Source organism: Acetomicrobium sp., from assembly GCF_059026225.1.
Map to the genome: position 1 here is coordinate 501,434 of NZ_JBWQOQ010000007.1, position 26,845 is coordinate 528,278.

26 protein-coding genes are annotated in these 26,845 nt (G+C 43.9%); 25 read left to right on the forward strand and 1 reads right to left on the reverse strand.

All coding sequences use genetic code 11. The features are described from left to right. Positions 1-31: 31 nt before the first annotated feature. The 19 genes from AC5SXE_RS06935 to AC5SXE_RS07025 all read left to right on the forward strand — a co-directional run bounded on the left by AC5SXE_RS06935 (position 32) and on the right by AC5SXE_RS07025 (position 17,722). Positions 32-1,744, forward strand: coding sequence for a WecB/TagA/CpsF family glycosyltransferase (locus tag AC5SXE_RS06935; RefSeq protein WP_493917009.1), 1,713 nt, complete (start codon positions 32-34; stop codon positions 1,742-1,744). Next, a complete protein-coding gene (locus AC5SXE_RS06940) occupies positions 1,744-2,208 on the forward strand; it encodes a CBS domain-containing protein (protein WP_493917010.1) in 465 nt (154 codons plus the stop codon). The genes AC5SXE_RS06935 and AC5SXE_RS06940 overlap by 1 nt, the downstream gene beginning before the upstream one ends. Continuing rightward, positions 2,201-2,554 carry a hypothetical protein gene (locus tag AC5SXE_RS06945; protein ID WP_493917011.1) on the forward strand — a complete coding sequence of 118 codons (354 nt, stop codon included), beginning with the start codon at positions 2,201-2,203 and terminating at the stop codon, positions 2,552-2,554. Before AC5SXE_RS06940 ends, AC5SXE_RS06945 begins: the two co-directional genes overlap by 8 nt. A 28-nt stretch (positions 2,555-2,582) precedes the next feature. Next, positions 2,583-4,502 (forward strand): V-type ATP synthase subunit I, encoded by a 1,920-nt coding sequence (locus tag AC5SXE_RS06950; RefSeq protein ID WP_493917012.1) that lies wholly within the window; start codon positions 2,583-2,585, stop codon positions 4,500-4,502. Beyond that, complete coding sequence (locus tag AC5SXE_RS06955; RefSeq protein WP_303884352.1) at positions 4,487-4,705, forward strand: ATPase; 219 nt, start codon at positions 4,487-4,489, stop codon at positions 4,703-4,705. Before AC5SXE_RS06950 ends, AC5SXE_RS06955 begins: the two co-directional genes overlap by 16 nt. Positions 4,706-4,725: 20 nt before the next feature. Beyond that, positions 4,726-5,337: a hypothetical protein gene (locus AC5SXE_RS06960; protein ID WP_493917013.1), complete on the forward strand. Its 612-nt coding sequence runs from the start codon at positions 4,726-4,728 to the stop codon at positions 5,335-5,337. Continuing rightward, the gene (locus AC5SXE_RS06965) at positions 5,324-6,361 is read left to right on the forward strand and encodes a V-type ATPase subunit (protein WP_493917014.1); all 1,038 of its coding nucleotides are present in this window, start codon (positions 5,324-5,326) and stop codon (positions 6,359-6,361) included. Before AC5SXE_RS06960 ends, AC5SXE_RS06965 begins: the two co-directional genes overlap by 14 nt. 19 nt (positions 6,362-6,380) lie before the next feature. Then, positions 6,381-6,668: a V-type ATP synthase subunit F gene (locus AC5SXE_RS06970; RefSeq protein ID WP_493917015.1), complete on the forward strand. Its 288-nt coding sequence runs from the start codon at positions 6,381-6,383 to the stop codon at positions 6,666-6,668. Beyond that, complete coding sequence (locus AC5SXE_RS06975; protein ID WP_493917016.1) at positions 6,658-8,418, forward strand: V-type ATP synthase subunit A; 1,761 nt, start codon at positions 6,658-6,660, stop codon at positions 8,416-8,418. Before AC5SXE_RS06970 ends, AC5SXE_RS06975 begins: the two co-directional genes overlap by 11 nt. Before the next feature lie 6 nt (positions 8,419-8,424). Further along, on the forward strand, positions 8,425-9,843 hold the full coding sequence (locus AC5SXE_RS06980; protein WP_493917017.1) for a V-type ATP synthase subunit B: 1,419 nt from the start codon (positions 8,425-8,427) through the stop codon (positions 9,841-9,843). After that, positions 9,821-10,447 carry a V-type ATP synthase subunit D gene (locus AC5SXE_RS06985; RefSeq protein WP_493917018.1) on the forward strand — a complete coding sequence of 209 codons (627 nt, stop codon included), beginning with the start codon at positions 9,821-9,823 and terminating at the stop codon, positions 10,445-10,447. The genes AC5SXE_RS06980 and AC5SXE_RS06985 overlap by 23 nt, the downstream gene beginning before the upstream one ends. Before the next feature lie 5 nt (positions 10,448-10,452). Beyond that, complete coding sequence (locus AC5SXE_RS06990; RefSeq protein WP_303884361.1) at positions 10,453-10,761, forward strand: YbaB/EbfC family nucleoid-associated protein; 309 nt, start codon at positions 10,453-10,455, stop codon at positions 10,759-10,761. Between the two features lie 44 nt (positions 10,762-10,805). Further along, a complete protein-coding gene (recR, locus tag AC5SXE_RS06995; RefSeq protein ID WP_303884362.1) occupies positions 10,806-11,423 on the forward strand; it encodes a recombination mediator RecR in 618 nt (205 codons plus the stop codon). Positions 11,424-11,440: 17 nt separating this feature from the next. Continuing rightward, a complete protein-coding gene (locus AC5SXE_RS07000; protein ID WP_493917019.1) occupies positions 11,441-12,565 on the forward strand; it encodes a PIN/TRAM domain-containing protein in 1,125 nt (374 codons plus the stop codon). Further along, on the forward strand, positions 12,565-13,755 hold the full coding sequence (ispF, locus tag AC5SXE_RS07005) for a 2-C-methyl-D-erythritol 2,4-cyclodiphosphate synthase (RefSeq protein WP_323721514.1): 1,191 nt from the start codon (positions 12,565-12,567) through the stop codon (positions 13,753-13,755). The genes AC5SXE_RS07000 and ispF overlap by 1 nt, the downstream gene beginning before the upstream one ends. Next, the gene (locus AC5SXE_RS07010; RefSeq protein ID WP_493917020.1) at positions 13,743-14,456 is read left to right on the forward strand and encodes a septal ring lytic transglycosylase RlpA family protein; all 714 of its coding nucleotides are present in this window, start codon (positions 13,743-13,745) and stop codon (positions 14,454-14,456) included. The genes ispF and AC5SXE_RS07010 overlap by 13 nt, the downstream gene beginning before the upstream one ends. Before the next feature lie 26 nt (positions 14,457-14,482). Beyond that, on the forward strand, positions 14,483-15,880 hold the full coding sequence (gene gltX, locus AC5SXE_RS07015; RefSeq protein WP_493917021.1) for a glutamate--tRNA ligase: 1,398 nt from the start codon (positions 14,483-14,485) through the stop codon (positions 15,878-15,880). 12 nt (positions 15,881-15,892) lie between these two features. Beyond that, the gene (guaB, locus tag AC5SXE_RS07020; protein ID WP_493917022.1) at positions 15,893-17,374 is read left to right on the forward strand and encodes an IMP dehydrogenase; all 1,482 of its coding nucleotides are present in this window, start codon (positions 15,893-15,895) and stop codon (positions 17,372-17,374) included. A gap of 150 nt (positions 17,375-17,524) precedes the next feature. Beyond that, entirely contained in the window at positions 17,525-17,722 is a 198-nt protein-coding gene (locus AC5SXE_RS07025; RefSeq protein WP_303882815.1) for a cold shock domain-containing protein, read from the forward strand. 126 nt (positions 17,723-17,848) lie between these two features. Here the strand turns inward: AC5SXE_RS07025 and hypF are convergent, their stop codons facing one another. Beyond that, positions 17,849-20,122 carry a carbamoyltransferase HypF gene (gene hypF, locus AC5SXE_RS07030; RefSeq protein WP_493917023.1) on the reverse strand — a complete coding sequence of 758 codons (2,274 nt, stop codon included), beginning with the start codon at positions 20,120-20,122 and terminating at the stop codon, positions 17,849-17,851. A 61-nt stretch (positions 20,123-20,183) separates the two neighbouring features. Between hypF and cobO the strand changes: the two genes are divergently transcribed. The 6 genes from cobO (at position 20,184) to AC5SXE_RS07060 (ending at position 26,828) form a co-directional block, all read left to right on the forward strand. Then, positions 20,184-20,714: a cob(I)yrinic acid a,c-diamide adenosyltransferase gene (cobO, locus tag AC5SXE_RS07035; RefSeq protein ID WP_493917024.1), complete on the forward strand. Its 531-nt coding sequence runs from the start codon at positions 20,184-20,186 to the stop codon at positions 20,712-20,714. A 24-nt stretch (positions 20,715-20,738) separates the two neighbouring features. After that, complete coding sequence (locus AC5SXE_RS07040; RefSeq protein WP_493917025.1) at positions 20,739-21,458, forward strand: HAD-IC family P-type ATPase; 720 nt, start codon at positions 20,739-20,741, stop codon at positions 21,456-21,458. Between the two features lie 26 nt (positions 21,459-21,484). Continuing rightward, positions 21,485-23,293 (forward strand): cation-translocating P-type ATPase, encoded by a 1,809-nt coding sequence (locus tag AC5SXE_RS07045; protein WP_493917026.1) that lies wholly within the window; start codon positions 21,485-21,487, stop codon positions 23,291-23,293. An 8-nt stretch (positions 23,294-23,301) separates the two neighbouring features. Then, entirely contained in the window at positions 23,302-24,126 is an 825-nt protein-coding gene (gene mnmA / locus AC5SXE_RS07050) for a tRNA 2-thiouridine(34) synthase MnmA (RefSeq protein WP_493917027.1), read from the forward strand. A gap of 68 nt (positions 24,127-24,194) precedes the next feature. Continuing rightward, entirely contained in the window at positions 24,195-24,344 is a 150-nt protein-coding gene (locus AC5SXE_RS07055) for an aminomethyltransferase beta-barrel domain-containing protein (protein ID WP_493917028.1), read from the forward strand. A 33-nt stretch (positions 24,345-24,377) separates the two neighbouring features. Then, positions 24,378-26,828 carry a Lon protease family protein gene (locus AC5SXE_RS07060; RefSeq protein ID WP_493917029.1) on the forward strand — a complete coding sequence of 817 codons (2,451 nt, stop codon included), beginning with the start codon at positions 24,378-24,380 and terminating at the stop codon, positions 26,826-26,828. Positions 26,829-26,845: the final 17 nt, after the last annotated feature.

The following is a 26,845-nucleotide window of genomic DNA, read 5'->3' on the forward strand; positions in this document are numbered from 1 at the left end:
AACAGACCATCTTGAGGGGAGAGATCCCAAAATGGGAGAGGCTTATCTTTTGATCGTTCTAACGGCATTGGGTTGTTTGATCTTTGAAAAAGCAACAAAAAAACGACTCTCCACAGCCCAATGGGATTATACAAGAGATGTGCTCATGGTGGCCAGTGTATCCTTGCTTTCCATAAGCATTGGTAGTCGTGTTTCTTCTATTATAGTTGCTTATGGAATCGTTTTTGCTGTCGCTGCCATGGGAGAAAGGCTGTATCCTTCAACATTCTGGCCTTTTTTAAAAATAGCGCTGGCATTCGCCTTTGCTTTTAAAGGACCGCAAATAAATTTCTTAAGCTTGGGAAGGGATAGCTTTTATTACCTATCCTCGAAAGTAGCCGTTATAGCTACGGCTACTTGGTTGTTGCTGTGCCAGGCTTTCTTAAGGGAAGTGGATGAAATTTCAGGTCTGTCCGGCCATTTAATGGCCATAACGTGGGTTCTTTTATGGGGGGTCAGCTTCTTTTTAGGGCAAGACCTGAAGGATGCAATGTGGATTTCCTTTACCGGTATACTTCTTTGCCTAATCTTTTGGAGTAGGATAGGTCATACTTATCGAAGGTTGGGCAATCCTCTTGTCTATTTTTGGTCTACCCTCATTGCTGGCACATCACTCATAGGAGTCAGCAAGGGCGTCACCTTCGCAACAATATTATTGCCTTTATCCTTATTTGCCCTTCCGATCATGGAAGCCTCGCTCGGATTCGCAAGTAAAGCCTTCACCGATAATGCGCAATGGAACATTTCCCTCTACGAAAAACTGGTGTCAATGGGCATAGATCATCCTCAATCTGTAAGATTGGTTGCCGCCTTTTGCATGACCTTGGGAACCTCTGTAGCTCTCTTTCAACTTATCCCTTCTCCTTGGGGATTAAGGATCTCCCTTATCGTTCTGGGCGGAGGCATAGTAGCCTTTTTAGCCTACATCTCAAGGAATACGGCTCACGAGGATCAACGCAGACCAGCTTTATGGGGCATTTTCGTGGATAACGTATCCTTGGACTACGTGCTAAACAAGGTGATCTTTTGGACGAATCAGGAAAACGACCAAAACTACATGATAGTGACACCCAATGCCCTGGTGGCGGAAAGATCAAGATACGACAGAGAGCTAAGAGAAGCTGTAAAATCTGCCGATCTCTCGTTGCCCGATGGGACCGGACTTATATGGGGATTTAGGTTGTTGGGAATTAAAATCCAGGAGCGAATTACCGGCATAGACTTTATGAAAAATTTATGTGAAATTGCCAGATATAGGGAATTACCGATATTCTTGTTGGGCGGCACTGCTGAGGTAGTCAAAAATGCTTCCGAGCGCCTAATGGACGAATATCCTGGCTTAAAGGTAGCCGGCTTTCATCACGGTTATTTCACAGAAGAAAATGACAAAGAGATATGCGAAAAGATCAACGAAAGTGGTGCCAAAATCCTTTTCGTTGGACTAGGCGTGCCCAAGCAGGAAATATGGATAAAACGCAATTTGGAAAGGCTTAAAGGCGTTGTTGCTATAGGAGTCGGCGGCAGCTTCGATGTCATCTCTGGCCGCCTAAAAAGGGCGCCCAAGGTGTGGCAAAACATGGGATTGGAGTGGTTATATCGAACCATTCAGGAACCATGGAGATTAAAACGTACAATCAGATTGCCTTTGTTTGTGATACTGATCCTTCTTACCAGGTTAGGACTTTATAGCAGGAGGATAAGTTAATGGACATAGTTGCACAAGATCTAATGCAAAAAGACCTCACTGTTTTATTGAAGGATGATTTGGTAATTGATGCAGTAAAAATGTTTTACATTCACAAAGTCACCGGCGTGCCTGTAATAGAGGGGGATTGGCACCTGGTTGGCTTTATTTCAGAAAGCGATATTTTAAAAGCCACACTTCCTACCTATCTTGAGGCCATAACCTCATCCGCTTTTTTGAGCAAAGAAGGAGAATTAATTTTTTTCGATAAAATCCATGACATCGGGCTTAAAAGGGTAGAAGAGTTCATGACGAAAGAAGTCATTTACGTTGATCCAACGACAAGTCTGATAAGCGTTGCGGACCTAATGATGCGAAAACGGGTCAAAAGGCTTCCTGTGGTTGAAAATGGAAGGTTCGTGGGAATGATAGACAGAAACGCTTTCTGTGAGTTTCTCATGGAAAGGGGGGGTTTGAGTGAATAAGCAAGTTAGCGAAAATGGAGATTTCATGGAAGAAATAGAGTCCTTTAAAGATTCGCTGGATCAAGAGTATGAACGCAGGATTGCCGAGGTTAATAAAAAGCGAGAGGAAATTTTGAGGCAAATCCAAGAGATGTGCGCTAAGAAAATGGAATCCTTCCAAGAGAAGCTCAAAGAAGAAGAAAAAATAACTTTGCTTCAAGCTGAAAAGCTGGAAAAAAGATATAAAGTCATGGCAGAAGATCTTATCGCAAAAATCAATAAATCCAAGCTGATCGAATCGATACTCCACGACATTTCAGGAGATTTATGGCCAAACCTCAGCGGCACAACTAAACAAAAAGCCTAAAAAATACGGAAGGAGGCTTGGATAAGTTTTGATCGCAGATATGGTTAATCTCAAAATAATAGGACTAAAAGGCGATAGCAAGGATTTGATAGAACACATACGCGATCTTGGTGTCCTTCACATTGAAGAAGAAAAGGAGTATTACCAGGCTACCGAGGAACCGTTGATCGAAAAAATGCGGTTTTTACGAGCTGGCGTTTTAGGCTTACTGGAAGATCTGGGTTGGAAGGACTTAGATAATCCGGATTGGGGTCTAGTCGAATCGCTACGCGAAATTGTACCACTTAATGATATGGCAGTCTTGGAAGAAATCGAAAAAAGCTTGATGGAATTTAAAGAACGTCTGTGTGAAATGACAGATGAAGTACGAGCTCTCGAAGAGTCCACGGTTGCCCTTAAGCAAGTTCATTACATCGCTACTCACTTTCATTCTTTTTTCTCGGAAGAAAAAAAGAAGGAAAAAGTCGTTTCATTATGGTTAGTTGACTCGAGCAAACTGGATAACTTGCTAAAGGGGTTGGAAAGAACGATTCGCTCCCTTACTCCAGTGGTGGAAAGACCTTACCTTAACCACAAAGCAATTTCTCAGGGAGAAAATTTCCTCGTTTTAGCATTGAGCGTCAATCCTGAAAGCTCCTTGGCAGTTTCAAAAATCATGGAAGAATTCGGTTGTATATCCTATCTGGTCCCCAAAACCGCCATGGGCGAGTTGGCTCTGGAGTCACCGAATATGTCTCAAATGGAGCTTAAATGGCTACCAAAGAAGTTAGCGCAGGCAAAAATAACGCTGGATGCAGCCAAAAGGGAGTGGGGGCCACGATTGGTTGCCCTTTACATTTTATTAGATGAAGGGCTAGAATTGCTTGTCTTAGAAAAAAGGTTCTCAGGAGGCGGGGAGCTCTTTACTTTAAACGGCTGGGTCCCGCTCTCAGCACTCGAAGACACAGTTTCGGCTCTAAAGCACCGATTTGGCGAGAGAATACTTGTGACGTGGCGAGATCCCGAACCGCAAGAATGGCCCAAAGTTCCAATTTTGCTTAAAAACCCCAAATGGGCGAAGCCCTTCGAGCTATTTTTAAAACTACTTCCTATGCCAGGCTACAAAAGCACAGATCCTACAGCCTTAATAGCCATATTTTTCCCATTTTTCGCTGGCTGCATGATAGGAGACATAGGATATGGTATTGTGTTTGGGCTTATTGGTTTATGGATGTTTAAAAAATATCGCGATAGAAGCGCCATTATGATGAATGTCTCTCAAATACTCATGAACATAGCCATTTTGAGTATTTTATGGGGTTTCTTGTATGGCGAGTTCTTCGGTGATTTAGGCCATAGACTAATTCACCTAAAACCACTGTGGGTTGAAAGAACAGAAGGAATCATTCCGGTGATGGCTTTCACCATCGCCTTAGGAATGGCTCACATATTATTGGGGCTAGCGTTAGGAGCATACGAAGGTGTCAGGCATAATAAAAAACGGCATGTTTATGAACGATTAGGAACTCTTTTCACATTGCTTGGCATCTTGCTTTTCATCGTAAATCACATGGACTTGGTCAACATCAATTTCATGTGGCTAGCTTTGGCTTTTCTTGTCTTTGGATTAGCATTTTTGATAAAGGGGAGAAATCTTGCGGGCCTAATTGAAACAATAGGATCTATCGGAAACATACTTAGCTACATCCGTATTGCAGCGATAGGTTTATCATCGGCCATCCTGGCTATGGTCGCAACAAAATTCGTCGACGTTTTAGGGGTTTCTTTTTTCGGGATATTACTTGCCTTCTCGATCCATTTGCTCAATTTGATTATAGCTATCGCAGGTTCTGTATTACACTCTGCTCGTTTACATTATGTGGAGTTTTTTGGTAAATTCTATGAAGGGGTGGGAAACAAATACAAACCACTTAAAAGAAGGAGGGGAACCGCTTGGAAAAAGCCTTAATAGGATTAGGTGCTGCTTTAGCCGTGGGCATTCCAGCTTTAGCTACCGCTTATGCCCAAGCGAAAATAGGAAGTGCTGGTGCTGCCACGATTGCGGAAAAACCGGAAACGGCCGCAATGATGATAATACTTGAGGCCCTACCGGAAACTATGGTAATATTGGGCTTCGTTGTGGCTATAATGCTAATTTTACAGTTTGCTTAAAATTAACCGAGTGGTCATCGATGGATTCGCAAGAGCTAGAAAAGTTCAAAGCTATTTTAAAAGGCGAATACGAAAAGCGCATTAGGGAATATGAGCAAAAAATAGAGGAAGAATTGGCGGAAATCGCAGCCTCTAAGATGCTGGAACTTGAAAGGGAAATGGAAGAGATCAGAAAGCGTCGTTCTAAAACCTTACAAGAACGCCTGGACTTTTTGAAGTTGAAGGCAGTAAAATCAGGTAAAGACATAATAATCAATGAAGCAAACACACTTTTTCTCGATATCGAAAATACAGCCAAACAAATAACATGCAATGCTAAGGTAAATTCAGCAAATTATAGCAGAATGCTAAACGAGCTTATTAAAGAAGCTGTTAAGGCATTATCTAGCGAAAGTGGCATCATTTGGCTCCCTCCCGATGATAAGGACTTGCTTGCTTCCATACCAAAGGGATTCAGCCTTTCGATCATCGAAAACCTTGAATCATGGGGAGGACCCATAGTCACAGACGAAGAAGGGGAAAGGATTGTCGAAAACACAATTAAAGGGCGATTTGAAAAACTCGCTCCCCTCATCCAGGAAAGGATTGGGAAAGTCCTATCTCCGCTTTTGGAGGAGATTGATAGGGCATAAAGAAAACTACAGCTACTTATGTGCCGCCCTAAAAGGAAGGGCGGCCAGATTTTATAAGTGGGAAGAATTATGCGCTTTGGCTCGTGGTGATTTTAAGGCGTTGGAATCCGAATTTCTTGAGGGACGATACCGCGAAAGCTATCGTTCGCAGATATTGTCAACTCTGTCTTCACCCTTGCGCAAAATTGAACTGTCGATCATGTTTGAGGTCACAAAACGCTTAAGAACTGCTCATTCAAAAGCCGAAGGGGAGCCTTATGACTTAATGTCAGCAGTTTTAAGCAGGGGAGATCTTCACAACTTTCGCGTAATTCTTCGAAGGTTCGCCAGCAATCATCGCATTCAAACTGAGGAATACTTGTGGCATTTGTACGGAAATCTTCCCAGGAAGTTCTACAAGAACATATGGGATTCCAATAACATACCTGCGGCAAGGGAGCAGATTTATCTTTTTGACGACCCTCACGGGATGATATTGGATAAGGCCTTGATGGTCTTGCAAAACACAGGAAACTTGATCAAAGCTGAGCGGGATTTAATCTTAAGCTACATAAATTATCATGAAGGCATCGTTTCAAAATACCAAAATAAGAATGGGGCGTTAGTCCGAGAATTCCTCGGCAGGCTTGTCGATCTATGGAACATAAATCTATGGCTTAGAGAGAGGGCCAATATAGTAAGCAAAGAAGAGGGATTAAGATATCTTCCAGGAGGAGCGTGGATTGATCCCGAAGTTTTGGCCAAAGCCAAAGTCATAACCGAGGCCGTCCATGGCACCCCTTGGCGTAAGGCCGTTAGAAAAGGTGGATTTAAGTCATTTCAAGAATTTCAATGGCACCTTCAAAGCGAGTTTTGGACGTGGCAGGTATCTCTTTTTCGCAAAGACCCATTGGGTTTTGAGGTGCCCTTCGGATACATAGCAAAGGTGTTGGTGGAGTGGAGCAACTTGAATATCATAGCCGTAGGAATCGCCTTTGGGTCACATCCTAAAAAAATCACAGACAGGTTAATCCCAATCAAATGATCATCAGGAGGACTACTTCATGAAAAACTTGGCTGTCGAGCTGGAAGTAATCGTCTTAGGGAGAGAGATATTTACAGACCTCTGGAGATTATTTGGTTTTAAAGCAGTGATATGTGAAGATCCCAATAATGTGTATGCAATTTGGAAGGAGCTCATATCAGAAAACGTTGCAGTGATAATAGTTGAAGATGACTGGTTTTCCGAGATGCCCCTGAGACTGCGCCTACTGGCAGAGCGATCCGTTACCCCCACATGGGTGCAATTTCCCACACTATCATTAGAAGGAGAGGACATAGTTGCAAAATAATGAAGGACAAATCAAGGGTATATCGGGATCAGTTGTAACGTCGAGGTGTTTTTCTAACACGTCAATTTACGAAGTCGCTTACGTAGGCAGCGAAAAATTGCTTGGAGAAGTGGTGCGCCTCAGGAAGGACATGGCAGATATTCAGGTTTACGAAGACACGACTGGCCTTCGGGTCGGCGACCCGGTGACATTTACGGGTGAGCTCTTGTCCGTTAAGCTTGGACCAGGCTTGTTAGGACAGGTTTTAGACGGCATTGGAAGGCCTCTTGGGAAGCTCGGAAAGATTTCTCCTTATGTATCAAAGGGCATTCATATCGATACAATTGGTGACGAAATATGGTCTTTTAAGCCCCGCCGCCATAAAGGAGATCATGTTGGGCCCGGTGACATATTAGGAGAAGTAAAAGAAAAAGGCCTAACACACATGATCATGGTCCCTCTAAATATCAATGCCGAAAGCCAACTGGAAATCACATGGATAGCACCTTCCGGCGAGTATTCAAATGGCGATATAATATGCGAAATAAACGGGCGAGCTGTAAAGATGCATCAGAAGTGGAACGTACGGATTCCAAGGAAGGCTGGCAAAAAGTTAGATTTAAACAGGCCCCTGATAACCGGAACCCGAGTATTGGATGTCTTTTTTCCGCTTGCTTTAGGGGGCACTGCCGTAATTCCTGGTGGATTCGGCACGGGCAAAACCGTAACACAACAATCCATAGCGAGATGGGCCGATGTCGACATTGTCATTTACATTGGTTGCGGAGAACGTGGAAATGAAATGACCGAGGTTTTGGAGGAATTCCCCACACTAAAGGACATTCGTAAGGGAATTCTCCTCATAGACAGAATGATACTCATCGCTAATACATCTAATATGCCCGTAGCAGCAAGAGAAGCGAGCATATACCTAGGCATGACCATAGCTGAGTATTATCGCGATATGGGATATAATGTTGCGATAATCGCTGACTCCATCAGCAGATGGGCGGAAGCGTTAAGGGAAATCTCTGGACGACTCGAGGAAATGCCTGGTGAGGAAGGTTATCCAGCTTATTTAGCATCTAGGCTCGCAGGTTACTATGAACGTTCGGGAAACGTTGTCCCACTTGGAAGCCCTGAGCGTACCGGATCCATATCGGTAATTAATGCTATATCACCGCCAGGTGGTGACTTTTCAGAACCTGTCACCCAAGCGGGTTTGCGCCTTTCTGGGTGTTTTTGGGCGCTGGATAAAGCTCTTGCCAGAAAAAGACATTTTCCATCCGTTAATTGGGCACAAAGCTATTCGCTATACATCGAATCTCTGGACGATTACTTTGGGCAACACGTTTCTAAAGAATGGATACCCTTGAGAGAATTCGCCCTTGGGGTATTGCATGAAGGCAAAACATTGCAAGAGACAGTCCAAATTGTTGGGAGAGACGGTATAACGGAAGAAGAAAAATGGACCCTTAAGCTGGCAGAGTTGTTTGATATATTTTATCTCCAACAAAACGCTTTCGACATCATAGATGCTTATTGCAATCCTACCAGGCAATTCATGATGCTAAAAACTTTAAAGATATTGGATGAAGAGGTCAAAAGGGCACTGTATAGTGGCGTATTGTTTGAACAAATAGACTCCAAGTTGTCCTTTGCTCGAGATCTCATGGATCTACGAATAAAGGAAAATGAAGCTTATGAGGAATCTTTAAATTCCTATATAACAGAGCTAAAGAATAATCTGTCTAATTTTTTGGCGGTGTAGATAAAGATGAGATTACTAAAAGAAGGCTACATGACGATCGAAAAAATAACGGGCCCGTTGATTTTCGTCAACAAAGTAGCAAGCGCGGGCATCGGCGAAATCGTTAGGATAACATCGAATTTTGGGGAAGATTACGGTCAAATACTTCAGATTACTGACGATCTTTGTCTAATACAGGTCTTCGGAGAAACAATGGGACTTGCACCGAACAACACTGTCGTATGGCTAGAAAGAGACGTGATAAAAGTCCCCTTGGGCATATCACTTCAAGGGCGTATACTAAACGGTCGAGCCGTTCCAATGGACGGAGGAGGGCCCATATCCTGTGTAGAAAAATGGGCACCAATTCAAGGTCATATAATAAACCCCTGGAGGCGCAGAAGCCCCCATGAATTTATTGAAACAGGCATATCAACAATTGATTTTATGAATACTCTGGTAAAAGGACAAAAACTTCCCATCTTCACCGGAAGTGGACTCCCAGCCAACAAGTTGGCAGCGCAAATAGCAAAATATGCAAGGACTTTTACATCTTCGGACAATGCGCCACCTTTCCTGGTTGTGTTCGCCGCTATCGGCATAACCCAAAGGGAAGCGTCTTTCTTTAAACGAGTCTTCGAGCAGGACGGATCTATTTATCGAGGGGTATTTTTCTTCAATTTGGCCAAAGATCCGACCATAGAAAGGATCCTGACTCCCAGGATGGCCTTGACCGTGGCCGAATATTTTGCCTTCGAGAAGGGATACGATGTCCTTGTAATACTCACTGACATGTTACATTACTGCGAAGCGCTGAGAGAAATAAGCTCGGCCCGAGAAGAAATCCCAGGGCGAAGGGGTTTTCCTTCTTACATGTACTCGGATCTAGCCAGCATTTATGAGCGAGCTGGTTGCATTTCCGGAATTGAAGGAAGCGTTACCCAAATTCCGATCGTAACGATGCCGGACGATGATTTGACCCATCCCGTCCCCGACCTAACAGGATACATAACCGAGGGTCAGATAGTGATGGATAGAAAACTTCACGGTAGGAGAATATATCCTCCTATCGACATCCTCTCAAGTTTAAGCAGGCTAATGAATAAAGGAATCGGCGAGGGATCTACAGTACCAGAACATCGCCTCCTATCTGATCAACTATACGCCGCTTATGGGCGTTTTAAAGATATAACTAGGCTTAAGGCCATAGTTGGCGAAGAGGGATTGACAACCACGGAGTTATCCTTTTTAGACTTTGGCGAAAAATTTGAGACTCATTTCGTAAACCAGGGAGATAGACGTCGTCCCTTCGATGAATCGCTTAAATATGCCTGGGACTGTCTGGCAACGCTCCCAGTGGAAGAATTGCATCGTCTGCCATCGCAACTCATCGATGAATTGATTGCCAAGAAGGAGCTAAACCATGATTCGCAGACCACCGACTAGAAATCAACTTCTAGAACTTAAACGAAACATATATTCTGTTGAACAAGGCAAGGAGATCCTGGAAAAAAAGAGAGACGTCCTCTTGCAACTAATAGAAAACGACAGGAAACGTTTTAAAGATGTAAAAAATGCATTCTTACAAAGTTGTACAAAGATATATTCATCATATACACTGACACGACTACACGATGGAGAAGCGTCGATATCGCTTTTGGGGGTTAGTATACCTCCAAGTAGGGTTTCGAGAAGGCTTAATCAAGCGATGGGGTGTAAATATCCTTCTTTCTTTCCCATCGAGGATTTTCCCTCATCAACAGAACTCTACGATCCCATGCTTTTTTCACTTCATGTAGACATGTTAATACATGATCTGGCGGAGGCAAGGAAATCACTTTGGGAGTATATAAATTTACATGTAAAATCAAAGGCATTGGAAGGAGAGCTAAGAAAAACGCTTCTTCGGATTAATACAATGGAACAATCTATCTTGCCTAAGCTAGAAGAAGAAAGACGCCAAATTGCTTTCCATCTAAGTGAAAGGGAAAGACAAGAGCAATTTATCACAAAGAGTTGGTTAAAGAAAAAAAGACCTACTGGGAGGTAGTGAAGATGAAAATGGACAAGCTAATGAGACAGGCTCAGAAGATGCAGGAACAAATGCTAAAAATTCAAGAGGAGCTCGCCAATGAAACTGTAGAAGGCGAAAGTGGAGGAGGAGTAGTCAAAGTAAAATGCAACGGACAGGGGGATTTTATCTCTATCTCGATAGATCCGGAGGTGGTAAACTCAGATGACGTCGAAATGCTAGAAGACTTAATATTGGCAGCCATAAATGAAGCCCAAAGAAAAAGCAAGGATTTGGCGAACGAAAGATTGAGCAAATTAGGAGCTGGCTTTGGTTTGCCCGGGCTCATATAGCAACAAGGTGCAATTGTAAAAAATCAATAAAGCAGGTGGAATAGTTGGCTTTAGCGAAGTCTTTAGATGATTTAATACGTTTGCTTGAGAAATTTCCTGGCATAGGGGAGAAGAGCGCCCGTAGAATGGTTTTGTTTTTGTTGCAACAACCAAAAAGTTTTTCTGAGGCCTTAGTCGAAGCTATACATAAGTGTAGTTTTTCCCTTTTTCCATGCAGTCTTTGCGGCAACATTACCGACGAAGATCCTTGCTCTATTTGCAATGATCCCTTTAGGGACAGGTCTACCATATGTGTCGTAGAATCCGTAGAAGACCTCATCACACTGGAGCAGGCAGGTATATACAACGGGCTTTATTTCGTACTCGGTGTATTGTATTCTCCCTTAGATGAGAAAGAAGTGCCTACCCAAGTTATTGAGCACCTGATTGAGAGGGTGTCGCAAAGCGATATAAAGGAGGTAATATTGGCGTTTAGTCCAAAGGTAGAAGGAGAGTTGACGATGAATTTGATCTCTTCGGCACTGGAATCTTTGCCTGTAACAATAAGCAGATTGTCTTACGGCCTTCCCGTTGGTGGCAGTGTGAGCTTCGCTGACAGAACGACCTTACACGCCGCATTTGAAGCTAGGACATGCTTAAAAAGAGGTAAAAGCAGACAATAAACAGGAGGTATACATATATGCAAGATGGCATGGGACGACTTGTCAACATAATAATAAGAACCCTTTTAAGCATATTAGGCGCAATAGCCGGATATCAATTAGCACAATATTTATCGGGAACTTCCTGGTGGCCAAAGGATGCCTTAATGTGGGATCTTGCGATGTGGGGGGTCATTATTGCGATTCCTGCCCTCGCTGGCTACCTAATAGCTCCTTTGTTTATCAGAGGGATTGCACGCATCGGTCAGATATTTGAAAAATCCCTACAGAGTTTTTCATGGCAAGATTTGTTCGTCGCTATTTTAGGTTTAATTGTAGGCTTAATAGTGGCAAATTTATTGGCCATGCCTTTGTCGGCTATACCGAACTTAGGTTTTTACTTAGCAATTCTGTTAAACATTGTCTTGGGATATATTGGCCTAATCCTTTTTTTAAAAAGAAAGGACGAAATAGTAGGTATGTGGTCCTCTTTTGAAACCCTGCGGGATAAATTTCATCTGAAGGGTAAAAAAGTGCGCGAAGAGGACACGCAAGAAAGTTTCAAGTTGCTCGATACAAGCGCACTTATTGACGCTAGAATTTTAGATATCGCTAAAGTTGGCTTTATAGAAGGTTTTATTTGTATTCCGGGATTCGTACTGCTGGAGTTACAAGCGATTGCTGACTCAACCGATCCTCTCAGAAGGGCGAAAGGACGAAGAGGTATGGAAGTGGTGGAAGAGCTCCAAAAACTGCCCAACGTAAAGGTTGAGATATTGGAACACTCTTTAAAAGAGTTGAAGGCAGACACGGTCGATGAAGGTTTAATAGAGCTCGCCAAGAGGTTAAAGGCAAAAATAATCACTACTGATTATAATCTTAATAAAATAGCAAGCATTCAAGGATTACACGTCTTGAACGTAAACGATCTTGCCAATGCCCTAAAGCCTGTATTGATACCGGGAGAAACCTTGGAGGTTGATGTAATTAAAGAGGGAAAGGAACCAAACCAAGGAGTGGCATATCTTACAGACGGAACGATGTTGGTCGTCGAAGATGGAGAGAAGTACATTGGGAAAAGGGTCGAAGTGGTGATAACTTCCCTGCTGCAAACCTCAGCGGGGAGGTTGATATTTGGCAGAGTGAAGCGTGAGGCAAATTGATGACCTTCAAGAAATGTTCCTTTATCCTGCTGGCTGGGGGAAAGGGAGCGCGAATGGAAAGCCCTTTTAAACAGTTTCGTCATTTAGGTGGCATGCCCCTTTGGGTTTGGAGTTTTAAACTTTCAAGCGAACTTTACGATATGGGACTCATTGACGAAGTGATCGTGGTTTTTCCAAAAGACTTTGACTTTTCAAATGAGGTCAAAATTATAAACGAGCTAAAAGTACCTTTTAAAGTTAATGCCGTTGAAGGAGGGGAAACAAGGGCTATATCCTCATTAGCAGGTATAAGTGCTGCCAGTGGCGATTATGTATTGGTACACGATGCGGCTCGTCCCTTTGCCTCTTCCTCTTTGGTTCAACGTATAATATCGTCTATAACCCCCCTAACCGGAGTCATACCCTTGATCCCTGTTAGGGACGCCTTAAAGAAGGTATCAAACAAGGGTGAAATTTTACCTGTATCAAGAGAAAACCTATGGTCCACACAAACGCCTCAGGCTTTTCCGAGGGAGGAGTTGATCGCGGTCATGAAACTCGCGGACGACAATATGTCTGACGAGGCAGAAGCCTGGATAAAAGCAGGATATCCCATTAACTTTGTTGAAGGCGAGCCAAGCAACATTAAAGTTACTTATGAAAGCGATTTCAAGTTTTGCGAGACGATTGCTAGAGGAATGAGCCAATGGAGAGTGGGACACGGATTCGATGTGCACCCTCTGCGACCCTGGCGAAAACTGATCCTGGCGGGACATCTAATACCCGATGCTCCCTTGGGATTAGAAGGTCATTCAGACGGTGATGTGATCTCTCACGCAGTAGCCGACGCATTGCTTGGAGCTGCCGGGGAACCTGATTTAGGCACTCTTTATCCTTCTTCGGATGAGCGGTATAAGGATGCCTCAAGCATTATTTTCTTGGAAGAGATATCGCAGTTCTTATCAAAGAAAAATTGGAGCTTAATTTGGCTAGACATCACGCTAGAAGCACAATTACCCAGGCTTTCTAAACTCATCGATTGTTTTAAGATGAACTTAGAAAACGCGCTCTCTAGCCTTACTTGGGCTATGAACAAAAGGATTAACCTAAAGGTAAAATCAGGAGAGTATATAGGAGCGGTTGGAAAGGCCCAGTGTATGAAGTGCCATGCCATTGCAACGATGAGGGGTGATATTACATGGAGAAAGTGAACAGAAAGCCAGTCTTATACGCTGCCATAATTGCACTAACCCTCCTTCTATCGAAAAAGACTCATGCATCTCGCCCATATTCCTGGATCGATGAAAGGGGGCCAAAAGTGGAATTACACATTAACGGAACACTTATAGCCTCCGCACCCAAGGAAAAGGCAGACATGGTTCGCTCATCTTTGGGAAAATTAGAAAAGGCGTTTAGTGAACAACGCAAACATTATTACTACAGGATCATCAAATACGAAAACGAAACCTTCGCTATATCTTTAAAGGACGGGGAAGAAATCTTGAGGATAACACCTGATTTAGCAAAATATCACAAATGCTCTTCGAGATTGCTAGCCGGACTTTGGTTAACCAACTTTTATGAAGCCCATTACGGCTTTAAAAACAAAGTGGAAGGATCAAATTACTTGACCGTTACCTGGTATGGAGGTTCTAAATGGAACGGCAGACGCACCGCTAGCGGAGAAATTTTTTACGATTGGCAATTAACGGCAGCATTTAATGACGTTCCCCTAAATTCTTTGGTAAGACTGTCCAATCCGCAGAACAACAGAAGCGTAATTGTCAGGGTCAACGATCGATGTAAAAAGGACGGGATTGTAGACGTATCTAAGCTAGCCGCAGATTTGTTGGGAATTACCCGCAAAGGGGCGGCTAAGCTGAGGGTGGAAATACTGCACTCATCGAAGTAGTAATGAAGGAAAGGAGCTTTCGTGAAATGCATGTTAGAACTCGCTTTGCTCCGTCGCCCACAGGAAACCTACACATAGGCGGTGCAAGAACCGCGCTATTCAACTGGATATGGGCAAAAAGATGGAAAGGCAGCTTCGTGCTTCGCATCGAGGACACCGATAAAGATCGTTCCTCACCTGAATTCGAGGATTCGATAAAAAGAGATCTTTTATGGTTAGGCCTAAGCTGGGATGAAGGTCCCGATATAGAAGGTCCTTATGCTCCATACAGGCAAAGCGAACGCTTGGACCTCTATTCAGAAACCTTAGAAAAACTCAAAGAGCTGGGTAAAGTTTACCCCTGCTACTGTACTGGGGAAGAGTTGGCAATGGAAAGGAGAGCTCAATTGGCTAAGGGTATGCCGCCAAGGTATTCCGGTAAATGCAGAAATTTAACGGAAAAAGATAGAAAAAAACTTGAAGAGGCGGGAAGGGTTCCCTCATGGCGTTTTAAAGTACCTCAAAAAACGGGTAGAATAGAGTTTTACGACGAGGTTCACAAATATTATTCGCTATCATACAAGGATATCGGTGATTTTATTGTGATGCGGTCCGATGGGATTCCAACCTACCTTTATGCAGCAGTAGTGGATGACCATCATATGAAAATTACCCATGTGATAAGGGGTGACGAGCATCTCCCTAACGCGATAAGGCAACTGCTCATATATCAGGCTCTATCCTGGAATCCTCCTTCCTTTGCGCATATACCCATGATCCTTTCCAGAGAAGGAAAAAAGCTGAGCAAGAGAGAAGGTGCCGAGGGAATAGACGACTTAAGAAAAAGAGGCTATTTACCCGAAGCTGTAAGAGCCTACTTAGCAACTTTAAGTTGGGCAGTGGAGGGGGAGGATTTTCTATTCGATCTAGATGCCATGGCCCAAGCATTTGATCTTTCTCGCGTTTCTAAATCATCTCCGATACATGACGAGGATAGACTGAGATGGTGGGGCAATAAAGCTATTAAGAAAAAAGATCCTCGTTGGGTTGCGGAAAAACTAATAGAAATGGCAAAAGATAGTGGTTTGCAGTTTGTATGTACAAATGAATCGTTAGTTTCATTGATACCTGAAGCTATATCCAATCAGGCCACCCTTGCAGAGCTTTTCGAAAGCTTAAACTGGCTTCTTACGAGACCAAAAAAACCTGAGACGCAACCAGAGTGGTTAAGGGATTTGGTGAATGAACTTTATTCGCTAAAAGAGTGGAAGAAAGATGAAATAGAAAAGTTGCTTCGAGCTTTTCAAAAAAGACATGGATTAAAGGCAAGAGACTTTTTTCACCCACTGCGCATCTACATAACCGGCGCCCATTCAGGCCCTCCACTACCTCTTACAATGGAGGTCTTGGGCAAAGATGAAGTTTTGTTCAGATTGCAAGATTAGGAGGGTTAGGCAATGGAATTGCTAAACAAATTTGTCACTTACGAAGGGTTTACCTTCGATGATGTACTGCTAGAACCAAGATATAGCGAGGTTACGCCATCACGGGTTTGTGTAAAAAGCTTTTTTACTCCCAAAATAGCGCTTAATATCCCCATATGTAGCGCCGCCATGGATACTGTCACAGACGGACGTCTGGCTATTGCCATTGCAAGAGAGGGAGGCATCGGCGTGGTTCACCGTAACATGACACCCGAGGCGCAGGCCGAGGAGGTTGACAAGGTAAAACGATCGGAATCGGGCGTAATCGTCGACCCCTTCTATTTACACCCAAACGATACACTGGGTGACGCCGTTGCCCTAATGGAGCATTATCACATTTCGGGTGTTCCAATCGTCGACCCCGATATGAAATTGGTGGGAATTATCACTAATCGAGATTTACGCTTCATAACCGAAGCCGACCATGGTCAACCTATCAAAGATTTCATGACTAAAGAAAATTTAATAGTCTCACCCGTTGGAACCACCCTAGAGGATGCGAAAGCCATATTGATGAAACATAAAGTTGAAAAATTACCCATTGTCGATAGCGAAGGTCATTTGAAAGGTTTGATCACCATCAAAGACATCGTCAAAGCAAGGGATTTTCCTAATGCATCCAAAGACTCAAAAGGCAGACTGCAAGTAGCTGCGGCGATAGGCGTAGGGCCTGAGGCCATTGCAAGGGCCGATCTTCTTGTCGCAGCCGGAGTAGATGCCATAGTGGTCGATACCGCGCACGGCCATTCTAAGTTAGTACTGGAGACTATTTGCAAACTGCGGGAAAGATTCGGTGATCTATCGATAGCAGGTGGCAATGTGGCGACTGCAAAGGGAACGGAAGCATTGATAGAAGCGGGAGCTGATGCCGTAAAGGTCGGGGTAGGACCCGGTTCTATATGCACGACACGAATCATAGCCGGCATAGGAGTGCCTCAAATTGCTGCAATAATGAACGCCGCCCAAATCGCAAAACCAAGGGGCGTTAAAATAATAGCAGATGGAGGGATAAGATATTCTGGCGACATAACTAAGGCGATAGCCGCGGGAGCCGATGTCGTGATGATAGGCTCGTTATTTGCCGGCACAGAAGAAAGCCCAGGGGAAGAGGTAATTCACAGGGGCAGATCTTTTAAAAGCTATAGAGGCATGGGTTCGCTAGCTGCCATGAAAGAAGGCAAAAGTACGGACAGATATTTTCAGGAAGGTATCCCAGCTGAAAAATTGGTCCCCGAAGGCATTGAAGGCCTTGTTCCTTACAAAGGACCTTTGTCATCACTGATCTACCAGTTGGTTGGTGGTTTAAAGGCAGGGATGGGCTACGTCGGAGCACATGACATAAAATCCCTACAGGACAATGCCCGTTTTATAAGAATTACCGCGGCCTCGGTAAAGGAAAGCCATCCCCACGACGTAGTTGTCACAAAAGAAGCCCCTAATTATTGGATGGAGTAAGCTCATTAAAACTTGCACAGCTAGCAAAAAGCTAGAAATGGTATTTACCGAGCTAACCTTTTGTTGACGGAATGATAAAATGTTGCTATAGTTAGTGGCAAAGTCGCATCGATGAGTGCGATTGATTTCTGTAATCGGGAGGAGCAAAGCATGTTAGGAACTGTAAAGTGGTTTAATGCTACGAAGGGTTATGGCTTCATTACTTCGGAAGATGGGAAAGACGTCTTTGTGCATTATTCAGCTATTGACATGAAGGGCTTTAAAACCCTTGAGGAAGGTGACAAAGTGGAGTTTGAAGTTGTAGAAGGAGCTAAGGGACCGCAAGCGGCACATGTAAGGCGTGTTTAAAAAAAATAGCTTTTCATTCCATTTAAGGAAGAGTAGGTAGAATCAGCGATATACGAAACAAAAATAAAGGGAGGTTAACCTCCCTTTATTTTTTATTTATTTTTTTGCTTGAGCTCTGCCAAAAACCTAATTAGACCAATGATCAATGCCGACGGCCACTTGGCCCAAAGATATGCATTCATCATTAGGAGAGGTGTTTTTGTGCACTAAAGGTTCCAAGCCCTCTTTCTTTAAAAGGGCAGAGGTTACGCTTAAAAGTCTTTTGTTTTGCCACACCCCGCCAGACAATGCTACATGTCTTATGCCTGTTTGAGAAGCTATCCTCTTGCTCACTTCGACTAGAGCCCTAGAAAGGCCATCGTGAAAACCAGCAGCTAGTTGTTCTTTCCCTTTATGCTTTAAACCTTCCACGAGCCATTCAATGGCAGGCCGCCAATCGAGGAGCAAATCGCTACCTTCGTCTTTTATATCAAAGGGCGCACATTCTTTGCCCTTTGCCATGGCTTCCAGCTCTATAGCTGCTTGGGCATCGTAAGATACTACATCTCTAAGCCCTAATACCGAAGCAGCAGCATCAAACAACCTTCCTGCTGATGAGGTTTTAATATATATACCCATATTTCGAAGAAGGGGCTCTAATATCCTTTCTCTTTTGGGCCAAAGCATGCGAGCCAGTTCTAAAGCTTTCTCTTTCCCAAAGGTTTCAAGCAAAAGGGAAAGAGCAAATCGCCAAGGTTCCAAGACCGCCTTATCGCCCCCCGGTAGTGGTGCGTTCAAAAAATGGCCAACTCTGACAAAATTTTTTGCACTGCCAACCAAAAACTCGCCTCCCCAGATATTGCCATCATCGCCGTACCCGGTGCCATCAAGTATCAAGCCAATGGCCTCCCCTGTAAAATGGTTATCCCAGAGACAAGCCGCTAAATGCGCGTGGTGGTGTTGTACGGCAAGGCTGTCTTTTATGTGTGGCAGCTTATTTTTGGCTATCCTCGTCGACAAATATAGTGGATGTTTGTCATAAACCAAGTAAGAGGGCGAGATCTCATAAAGCAACAAAAACAAGTCCATGACATGCTCATATAGCGAAATGCTTGAAAGCTCCTTTAAATCGCCTAGATACTGGCTAGTAAAGATGTAATGGTCATGTGCAACCGAGAAAGTTGATTTCATCTCTCCTCCAGCACCGAAAATTGGCGGCAACAAGTCCTTGGAAATGTAAGGTTGAGGCACATATCCCCTGGCTCTCCTGGTCAAAATCGGTGTCCTTCCGGCCAAGGCAATAACTGAATCGTCTATCTTAACGTAGATATCACGGTCGTGCATGAGAAAATAGTCGGCTATCGAGCCGAGCTCCCTCAAGGCTTCCCTATTACCGGCAACCAAAGGTTCATCGGAAAGGTTCGCACTTGTCATGATGAGAAGATCTTGATCTTCTAAAAGTAAATGATGTACCGGCGTGTAAGGCAACATCACTCCATAGGTGTCAATATTGGGAGCCACGTAAACTGACAAGGGATCGCCGCTTCTTTTAGGACACACAACTATGGGCCTTCTTGGCGATAGTAACAGCTTTTCAGCCCTTTCATTAATAAATACCACTTTTTTGGCCGCATCCACACTCTTTGCCATAAGTGCAAAGGGCTTATCAAGCCTTCTTTTTCGAACTCGAAGTGTCCTTACAGCTTCATCATTATTTGGATCGCAGGCTAGATGGTAACCACCTATACCTTTTATGGCCAATATCTTGCCCATTTTAAGGTATCTTTTGGTCAATTCGATGGCTTCGTCATTTATTGCCAGCTTCTTTCCTTCCACGTTGCAAATCCATAAGGTGGGGCCACACCTTGAACATGCATTTGGCTGAGCATGATAGCGCCTATCGTTCACATCGTGATATTCCCTGCTACAATCCTCACACATGGGAAAACAAGCCATGGTAGTTTTCGTCCTATCGTAGGGTAGCCCTTTGATAATTGTATACCTTGGCCCACAATTCGTGCAGTTAATGAAGGGGTAACGATATCTTTTGTTTTTCGGATCCCTCATCTCCATCAAACAATCATCGCAAGTCGCTATATCAGGCGGTATCAATACTTGTTGTGTCTCCTGCTTTTCGCTTTCTTTTATCGTGAAATCCCTAAAGCCATCCGGAACATCATCCTCACAAACAACTTCTATTGCCTGAATCATTGCCAGAGGAGGGGCCTCCTCGATGAGCCTTTCCATGAATGCTTTTATGTTTTCATCTGTACCGCAAAGCTCTATCATGACACCTGATGAATTGTTTTGTACCGACCCACCAAGCTCGAGTTCCTTCGCCATTCTAGAACAGAAGGGTCTAAAGCCTACACCTTGAACGACACCTTTAACGAGGAAAACTTTTCGATTCACTATTGACATACCTCCCTGCAACAGGCATTGTAATACCATAAAAAGTTTGTTTCAATGGGAGTGACCTATTGTGTCTTTGTTTGAAAGAGGATTAGTCCACGTATACACTGGAAATGGCAAAGGAAAGACCACCGCAGCTATGGGCTTGATCGTGCGGTGCGTCGGTCATGATGGAAAGGCTGCTATGGTTCAATTCATGAAGGGATGGCCCTTTTATGGCGAAATAAAGGGCCTTAGCTATCTTCCCAACGTTGAACTGTTTAGGACAGGGGGAGACAAATGTTTTAGAAAAGGCGAACATTCCGATAGGGACTTGAAAGAAGCCCAACGGGGGCTTGAAATCGCTGAAAAATGCCTCACTAATCCGAAACACGACTTGGTAGTTCTGGACGAGATTAATGTTGCCGTTGACTTCGGTTTGCTCAAAATATCCGATGTGCTAAACTTGATCAGCATAAAACTCCCAACCATCGAGCTCGTTTTAACCGGACGAAATGCTCCCGAGGAAATCATAGAAATTGCTGATCTGGTAACGGAAATGGTTGAGATTAAACACCCATATCAAAAAAACGTCACAGCACGCAAAGGTGTAGAATATTAGGGACAATCAAAGGGAGGACCGCCGTTGGAAGACGTAGTTCAGCTAAAGAAATTCCATGATATACCCGAGGAAGAGTTGCTTTCCCTGCTTCATTCATCGAGAGAGTGTGGACTATCGAGTGACGAAGCCCTAAGGCGCTTGCGAATCTTTGGGCCAAACGAACTGGCAGAAGAAGAAAAAACTCCATGGTGGAAGTTTTTTTTAAGACAATTTAAGAGTCCTATGGTCTACGTTTTAGCCATCGCCGCATTCATCAGCATCATAATGGGCGAAAGGCTGGATGCAGGAGCGATAATAGTTGTAATATTGATTAACGCCGCCATTGGTTTCTTCACGGAATACCGTGCTGAAAAGGCGTTACAGGCATTAAAATCGATGGTAGTACATCAAGTTAAGGTATTGCGAGATGGAGAGGTCTCATTATTGCCTTCACAAGACCTGGTCCCGGGAGACATAGTTTTGCTCGAGGCTGGCGACGTAGTTCCTGCTGACGGCAGGTTGATCGAGGGCTACTCAGTGGCTGTAGATGAATCGGCCCTCACTGGAGAATCGGTCCCCGTAGACAAATCAGTGAACACCTTGTCAGAAGACACTCCGCTTCCCGACAGAACTAATTGTCTTTACGCAGGAACTGCAGTCGTGCGAGGAAGTGCTAAGGCCATAATTTGTGCTACCGGCCTTAATACCGAGCTTGGACGCATAAGCGAGATGCTTCAAAGGGTCGAAAAAGAGAGATCCCCCTAGAAGCACGCCTTGCCAAATTCAGCCGATTGCTCATCAAGTTAGTGCTCGCTATTGTAGCAGTCACGGTCGCCCTGGGTGTATTTGAGGGCAACAAACTTTTACCCATGCTTCAAACAGGCATCGCCTTGGCTGTAGCGGCAATACCCGAGGGACTTCCCTTTGTAGCAACGATGACTCTTGCTCTGGGAGTCCATAGAATGGCAAAACTCAACGCATTAGTTCGAAACTTAGCCTCCGTGGAGACCTTGGGAAGCACTTCTGTAATATGCACGGACAAGACAGGAACTATAACGGTAAACAAGATGACAGTTCGGGAACACCTCGTTACAAATGACCGAGCAAGGGATTTGATTTTTAAGGTTGCCCTTTTATGTAATAACGCTACATTAAATAACGAAAATCAGGTAGGCGATCCCATGGAAATTGCCTTACTCAAATGGGCATCCGAGAACGGCTTTGACGTCACAGAGATCAGAAAAAAATTTCCCAGATTAAAAGAAGATCCCTTCGATTCCTCCGTCATGCGCATGGTTACATACCATGACGATTTTGTGGCCGTTAAAGGTGCACCGGAACGCTTGTTACAGGATTGCAAGTTCGTCTACGAAGATGGTAGTTTGCAACCTTTTTCTCCTGCCGCTTGCGATAAGTGGAAAGAGTCAGTAGAAAAATTGGCAAGCATGGGCATGAGAACCCTTGCCTTCGCCATTGGCAAATCTTTAGAGGAGTTGGCCTTCTTGGGAGTGGTGGGAATAATGGACCCTCCTCGAGAGGAAGCAAGGGAAGCCGTCGCTAATTGCCGTGAAGCAGGGATCCACGTGATAATGGTCACGGGAGATCATGTTACCACAGCAATAGCCATCGCCAAGGAAGTCGGCATATTGGATGATAGTGACTCTAGAGCTTTAGATGGCCAACAAATCTCCGCGATGAGCGAGGAAGATATTGCGCAACGCGCGAGAGAAGTGGCGGTAATTGCCAGGGTACTTCCCGAACACAAATACAAGATAGTAAAAGGCCTTCAGAAGGCAGGCGAGGTAGTAGCTATGACAGGCGATGGTGTAAACGATGCTGTTGCCTTAAAGCAAGCCGACGTAGGAATAGCCATGGGCATACAGGGCACCGAGGTCAGTAAAGAGGCTGCCGACATCATACTTGAAGATGATAGATTTGCAACTATAGTGAACGCTATCGCCGAGGGTCGCAGGATATTTGACAATATCAGGAAGGCTGTCGTGTACTTGCTTTGCTGTAATTTGAGCGAAGTTTTAATCGTATCCGGCGGAATCCTACTTCAACTTCCTGCCATCTTACTGCCTCTCCAGATTTTGTGGATAAATCTCGTAACCGACGTGATCCCAGCCTTAGCACTATCTTTAGACCCGCCAGAGGCAGATACAATGAAAAGGCCGCCCAAGAGAAAGGACGAAGATATCTTGACGAAGGCACACCAGTTGAAAATAGGCATTTTTGGCATCGTCATGTTTTTGGGAGTTTTGGGCGCAACCCTTTACACACTGAAATTTCTCGGATTTTCCTCGCTTAAGGCGACAGAAATAGGCTTTCACAGCCTGGTTTTGGCCCAGTTGTTTTTTGTCTTCAACGTTAGAGAAGCTAGCATTTTAAGACATCCCTCCAGCTTGTGGAGTAACGCTTATCTGCTTTGTGGCGTGCTAGCCTCAATCTTACTCCAAGTAACGATAACCTATGTTCCAATATTTCAAAATGTCTTAAGGATAGTGCCCCTATCCTTAAGTGAATGGAGCATTATATTGACAAGTGCCCTGATCCCGACGATAATTCTACAATTACACAAATTAACAAAAGGTGTGTGATCCCCAAGGTGAAAGTGATAGCAGCCATAAGTGGTGGAATCGATAGCTCATTCGCCTTAGCGTTATTGTTGCAACGTGGGTATGATGTAATTGGTTGTCATCTGCTGATGTCAGATAACCATGAAGAAGATGCTGAAAGAGCGAAAGATGTTTGCCATTTTTTAAATATCCCGTGCTATTTCGTCGACGCAAAGGAAAAATTTAAAAACGAGGTCATAAAACCCTTCATCGACTCTTACTCTAGGGGAAACACACCAAATCCTTGCATACTTTGCAATCCAAGTATTAAATTTAAAACCTTGTTTGAGATGCTTAAAAAATTGGGCGCTGATTTCGTCGCAACGGGACATTATGCTAAAATTATTGAAAACAATTCGAATTATCATCTGGCTCGTGGCAAAGATTCAAAAAAGGAACAAAGCTATATGCTTTACCGTCTCAAGAAGGAATGGTTGGGCAAAATAATTTTCCCTTTGGGAGTGTGGACAAAGGCCGAAGTAAAAGATAAGGCTAAAGGGATCTTTGGAGACATGTTCAGCGATGTCCGAGAAAGTGTAGACCTATGTTTTTTAAGCGAGCGAAAAACTTTAAGGAATTTTATCTCTGCCAAGATAAGGGCAAAAAAAGGTCCCATAATATCCTCGCAAGGCGATTTGCTCGGATACCATGAAGGAGCAGTCTTTTATACGGTTGGACAAAGGGAAGGATTGGGATTATCTAACGGGCCGTGGTATGTATTAAGCGTTAAAGAGCATGATAACACTTTAATAGTTGGTAGGAAAGACAGATCTATACAGGCGAACCATAAAATGCCTTTGCCCTCATTGGCTTGAAAGACCCAGAAATCGGGGAAGCATATACAGCACAACACAGGTATAAAACGACACCCAAACCTGTTGTATTGTCCCACCTTGACAAGCACGAATTTACAGTGGAAGCACTTGAATCCCCCCTTTGGGGTGTCGCACCCGGTCAATCGCTGGTAATCTACGATAGAGAAGTCGTCATGGGCGGGGGCATTATAGCTGATTCCACCAATTCCAGCAGTTAAAGGAACTTGAAGCTTAAAGGAGGTTAAGAATACATGTCATCATTGATAGAGGAAAAAAGAGTGCCTAAGGAGTTGCTCCGCTTTAAATCATCTATTGAAAAGTTTGACTTTACCACCACAGCAGATCTCGTTAGCGATAATAGACTAATAGGTCAAGAAAGGGCGGCAAAGGCGGTTTCCTTTGGATTGTCGCTCAACAAGAAAGGGTATAACATATTTGTGGTGGGCAATCCCGGAAGCGGCCGCATGACCTATGCCATGAGGCAAATTGGAGCGAGGGCAAAAAAACTGCCTGCTCCAGATGATTGGCTTTATATGCACAATTTCGATAATCCCAGCTCGCCAATGGCAGTAAGCATGCCCGCGGGAGAAGGTAAAAGGTTTGCCCAATCGATAACGGAAGTTATCGAGGAGCTTAAATCGACCTTAAGTAAGGCTTTTGAGGACAGTCAGTACGAGGATGCAAAGGCTCAACTTGTCAAGGAATTTCAAGAGCAAGTTAACGAATTAATGGAACGTTTAAGAAATATAGCTCAACAGAACGGGTTCATCATAAAGCGCACCCCACAAGGCTTCGTAAACATACCGCTAGTCAAGATTGAGCAAGAAGGCAAGGTAGTGCACAGAGAAATGCAGCAAGAAGAGTTTGAGGCCCTTTCAGATGAAGAACAAAAAAGGTTACAAGAGATATCAGAAAAGATATCCCAATACACCTTGGATACCTTAAGAAGGATAAGAGATCTCGAGAAGGGACTAAAGGATAGGATTAGAGAGCTAGAAAGAAACATCTCCCGTAACGCCATAAGTCCCCTTTTATATGAGGTCAAGGAAAAGTACACAAAGTCGGAAAAGCTGTCGAAATGGCTCGATTCCATGGAGGAAGACGTGATCAAAAACTTCAACATATTCGTTGCTGCCGCGAGGGATGAAAGCATAGAAGTGGATTTTGGAAAATATATGGTAAATGTCTTTGTCAGTAATGACCCCGACGAAGGCGCGCCGGTGGTTAGGGAATCTAACCCCACTTACTACAATCTAATGGGCAAGGTGGAATATGAAAGCAGACAAGGCTATCTTTATACAGACTTCAGGAAAATAGTTGCTGGTGCGATTCACAGAGCAAATGGCGGATACTTAATCCTTGAAGCAGAGGAATTACTAAGGCAGTACCTCTCTTATGATGCACTAAAGCGCACCCTTAAGGATGACCAGTTGACCATAGAAAATTTGGGAGAACAACTCGGATTTATACCCGTTTCCTCCTTGAGACCCGAGCCAATTCCGTTAAACATCAAAGTTGTGATCGTGGGTACTCGGTTAATTTATTACTTACTGAGCTTGTATGATAAGGAATTTTCCGAACTTTTTAAAATAAAGGCGGACTTTGACGTCGATATGCCACGAAACGAGGCCACTGAATATGATATGGCTACCTTTGTAGCAGAATACACGCAACAGGAAAATTTGCTTCCCTTTGACAGGGAGGCGGTGGGTGAAGTAATAGAATTCGCCTCTCGATTGGCAGATCACCAACACCGAATGACAACGCAAATGAATAAAATAACGGAGGTATTGGTTGAGGCAACAGCTTGGGCCAAAGAGGAGGACAAAGATATAGTAGAAGCCGCACACGTTCGAAAGGCAGTTAGCGAGATGCGCTATCGAGTTAGTCTAATCGAAGATCGTATGTTCAAGGCCTTTGAGGATGGGATCCTTCGCATTGAAGCCGATGGCGAAAAGGTTGGACAGATAAATGGACTTACCGTTATAGGCATGAGGGATCATACTTTTGGTCATCCTGTAAGAATTACATCCAACGTCTATATGGGACAAGAAGGGGTCGTTAACATTGAAAGAGAGGTCAAACTTACAGGGCCCATTCATAACAAAGGTTTACTGATACTTTCAAGCTACCTAGGCAAAAAATACGCCCAGGACATGCCTTTAACCTTATCAGCAAGGATTGCCTTCGAACAAACTTATGAGGAAATAGAAGGCGATAGTGCTTCGTCGACGGAGTTATACTGTTTGCTATCGTCTCTTTCTGGTTACCCGCTCAAACAGGGCATCGCGGTCACCGGTTCGGTAGATCAATTTGGAAACATCCAACCCATTGGAGGGGTAAACGAAAAGATCGAGGGATTTTTCAGGTACTGCAAACTACGCGGCTTGACTGGTAAACAGGGTGTTGTGATCCCTAAACAGAATTTAATTCACTTAATGCTAGATCATGAGGTTATAGAGGCCGTAGAAAATGGTGAATTCAACATATGGGCAATAGAGACCGTCGATCAGGGTCTAGAAATTTTGACGGGCGTTCCAGCAGGCCTACCCGATGAATCAGGTGAATATCCCAAAGATTCTGTTCATGGCAAGGTCAAGGAAAAACTTAGATCTCTTATGGAAGAGGCAGCGAAACTTAAAAGGAAACTTCGAAAAGAAGAGAAAGAAGAGAATAATGAAGAGAACGATGAAAAAGAATAAAACAAAGTCAGAAGTCG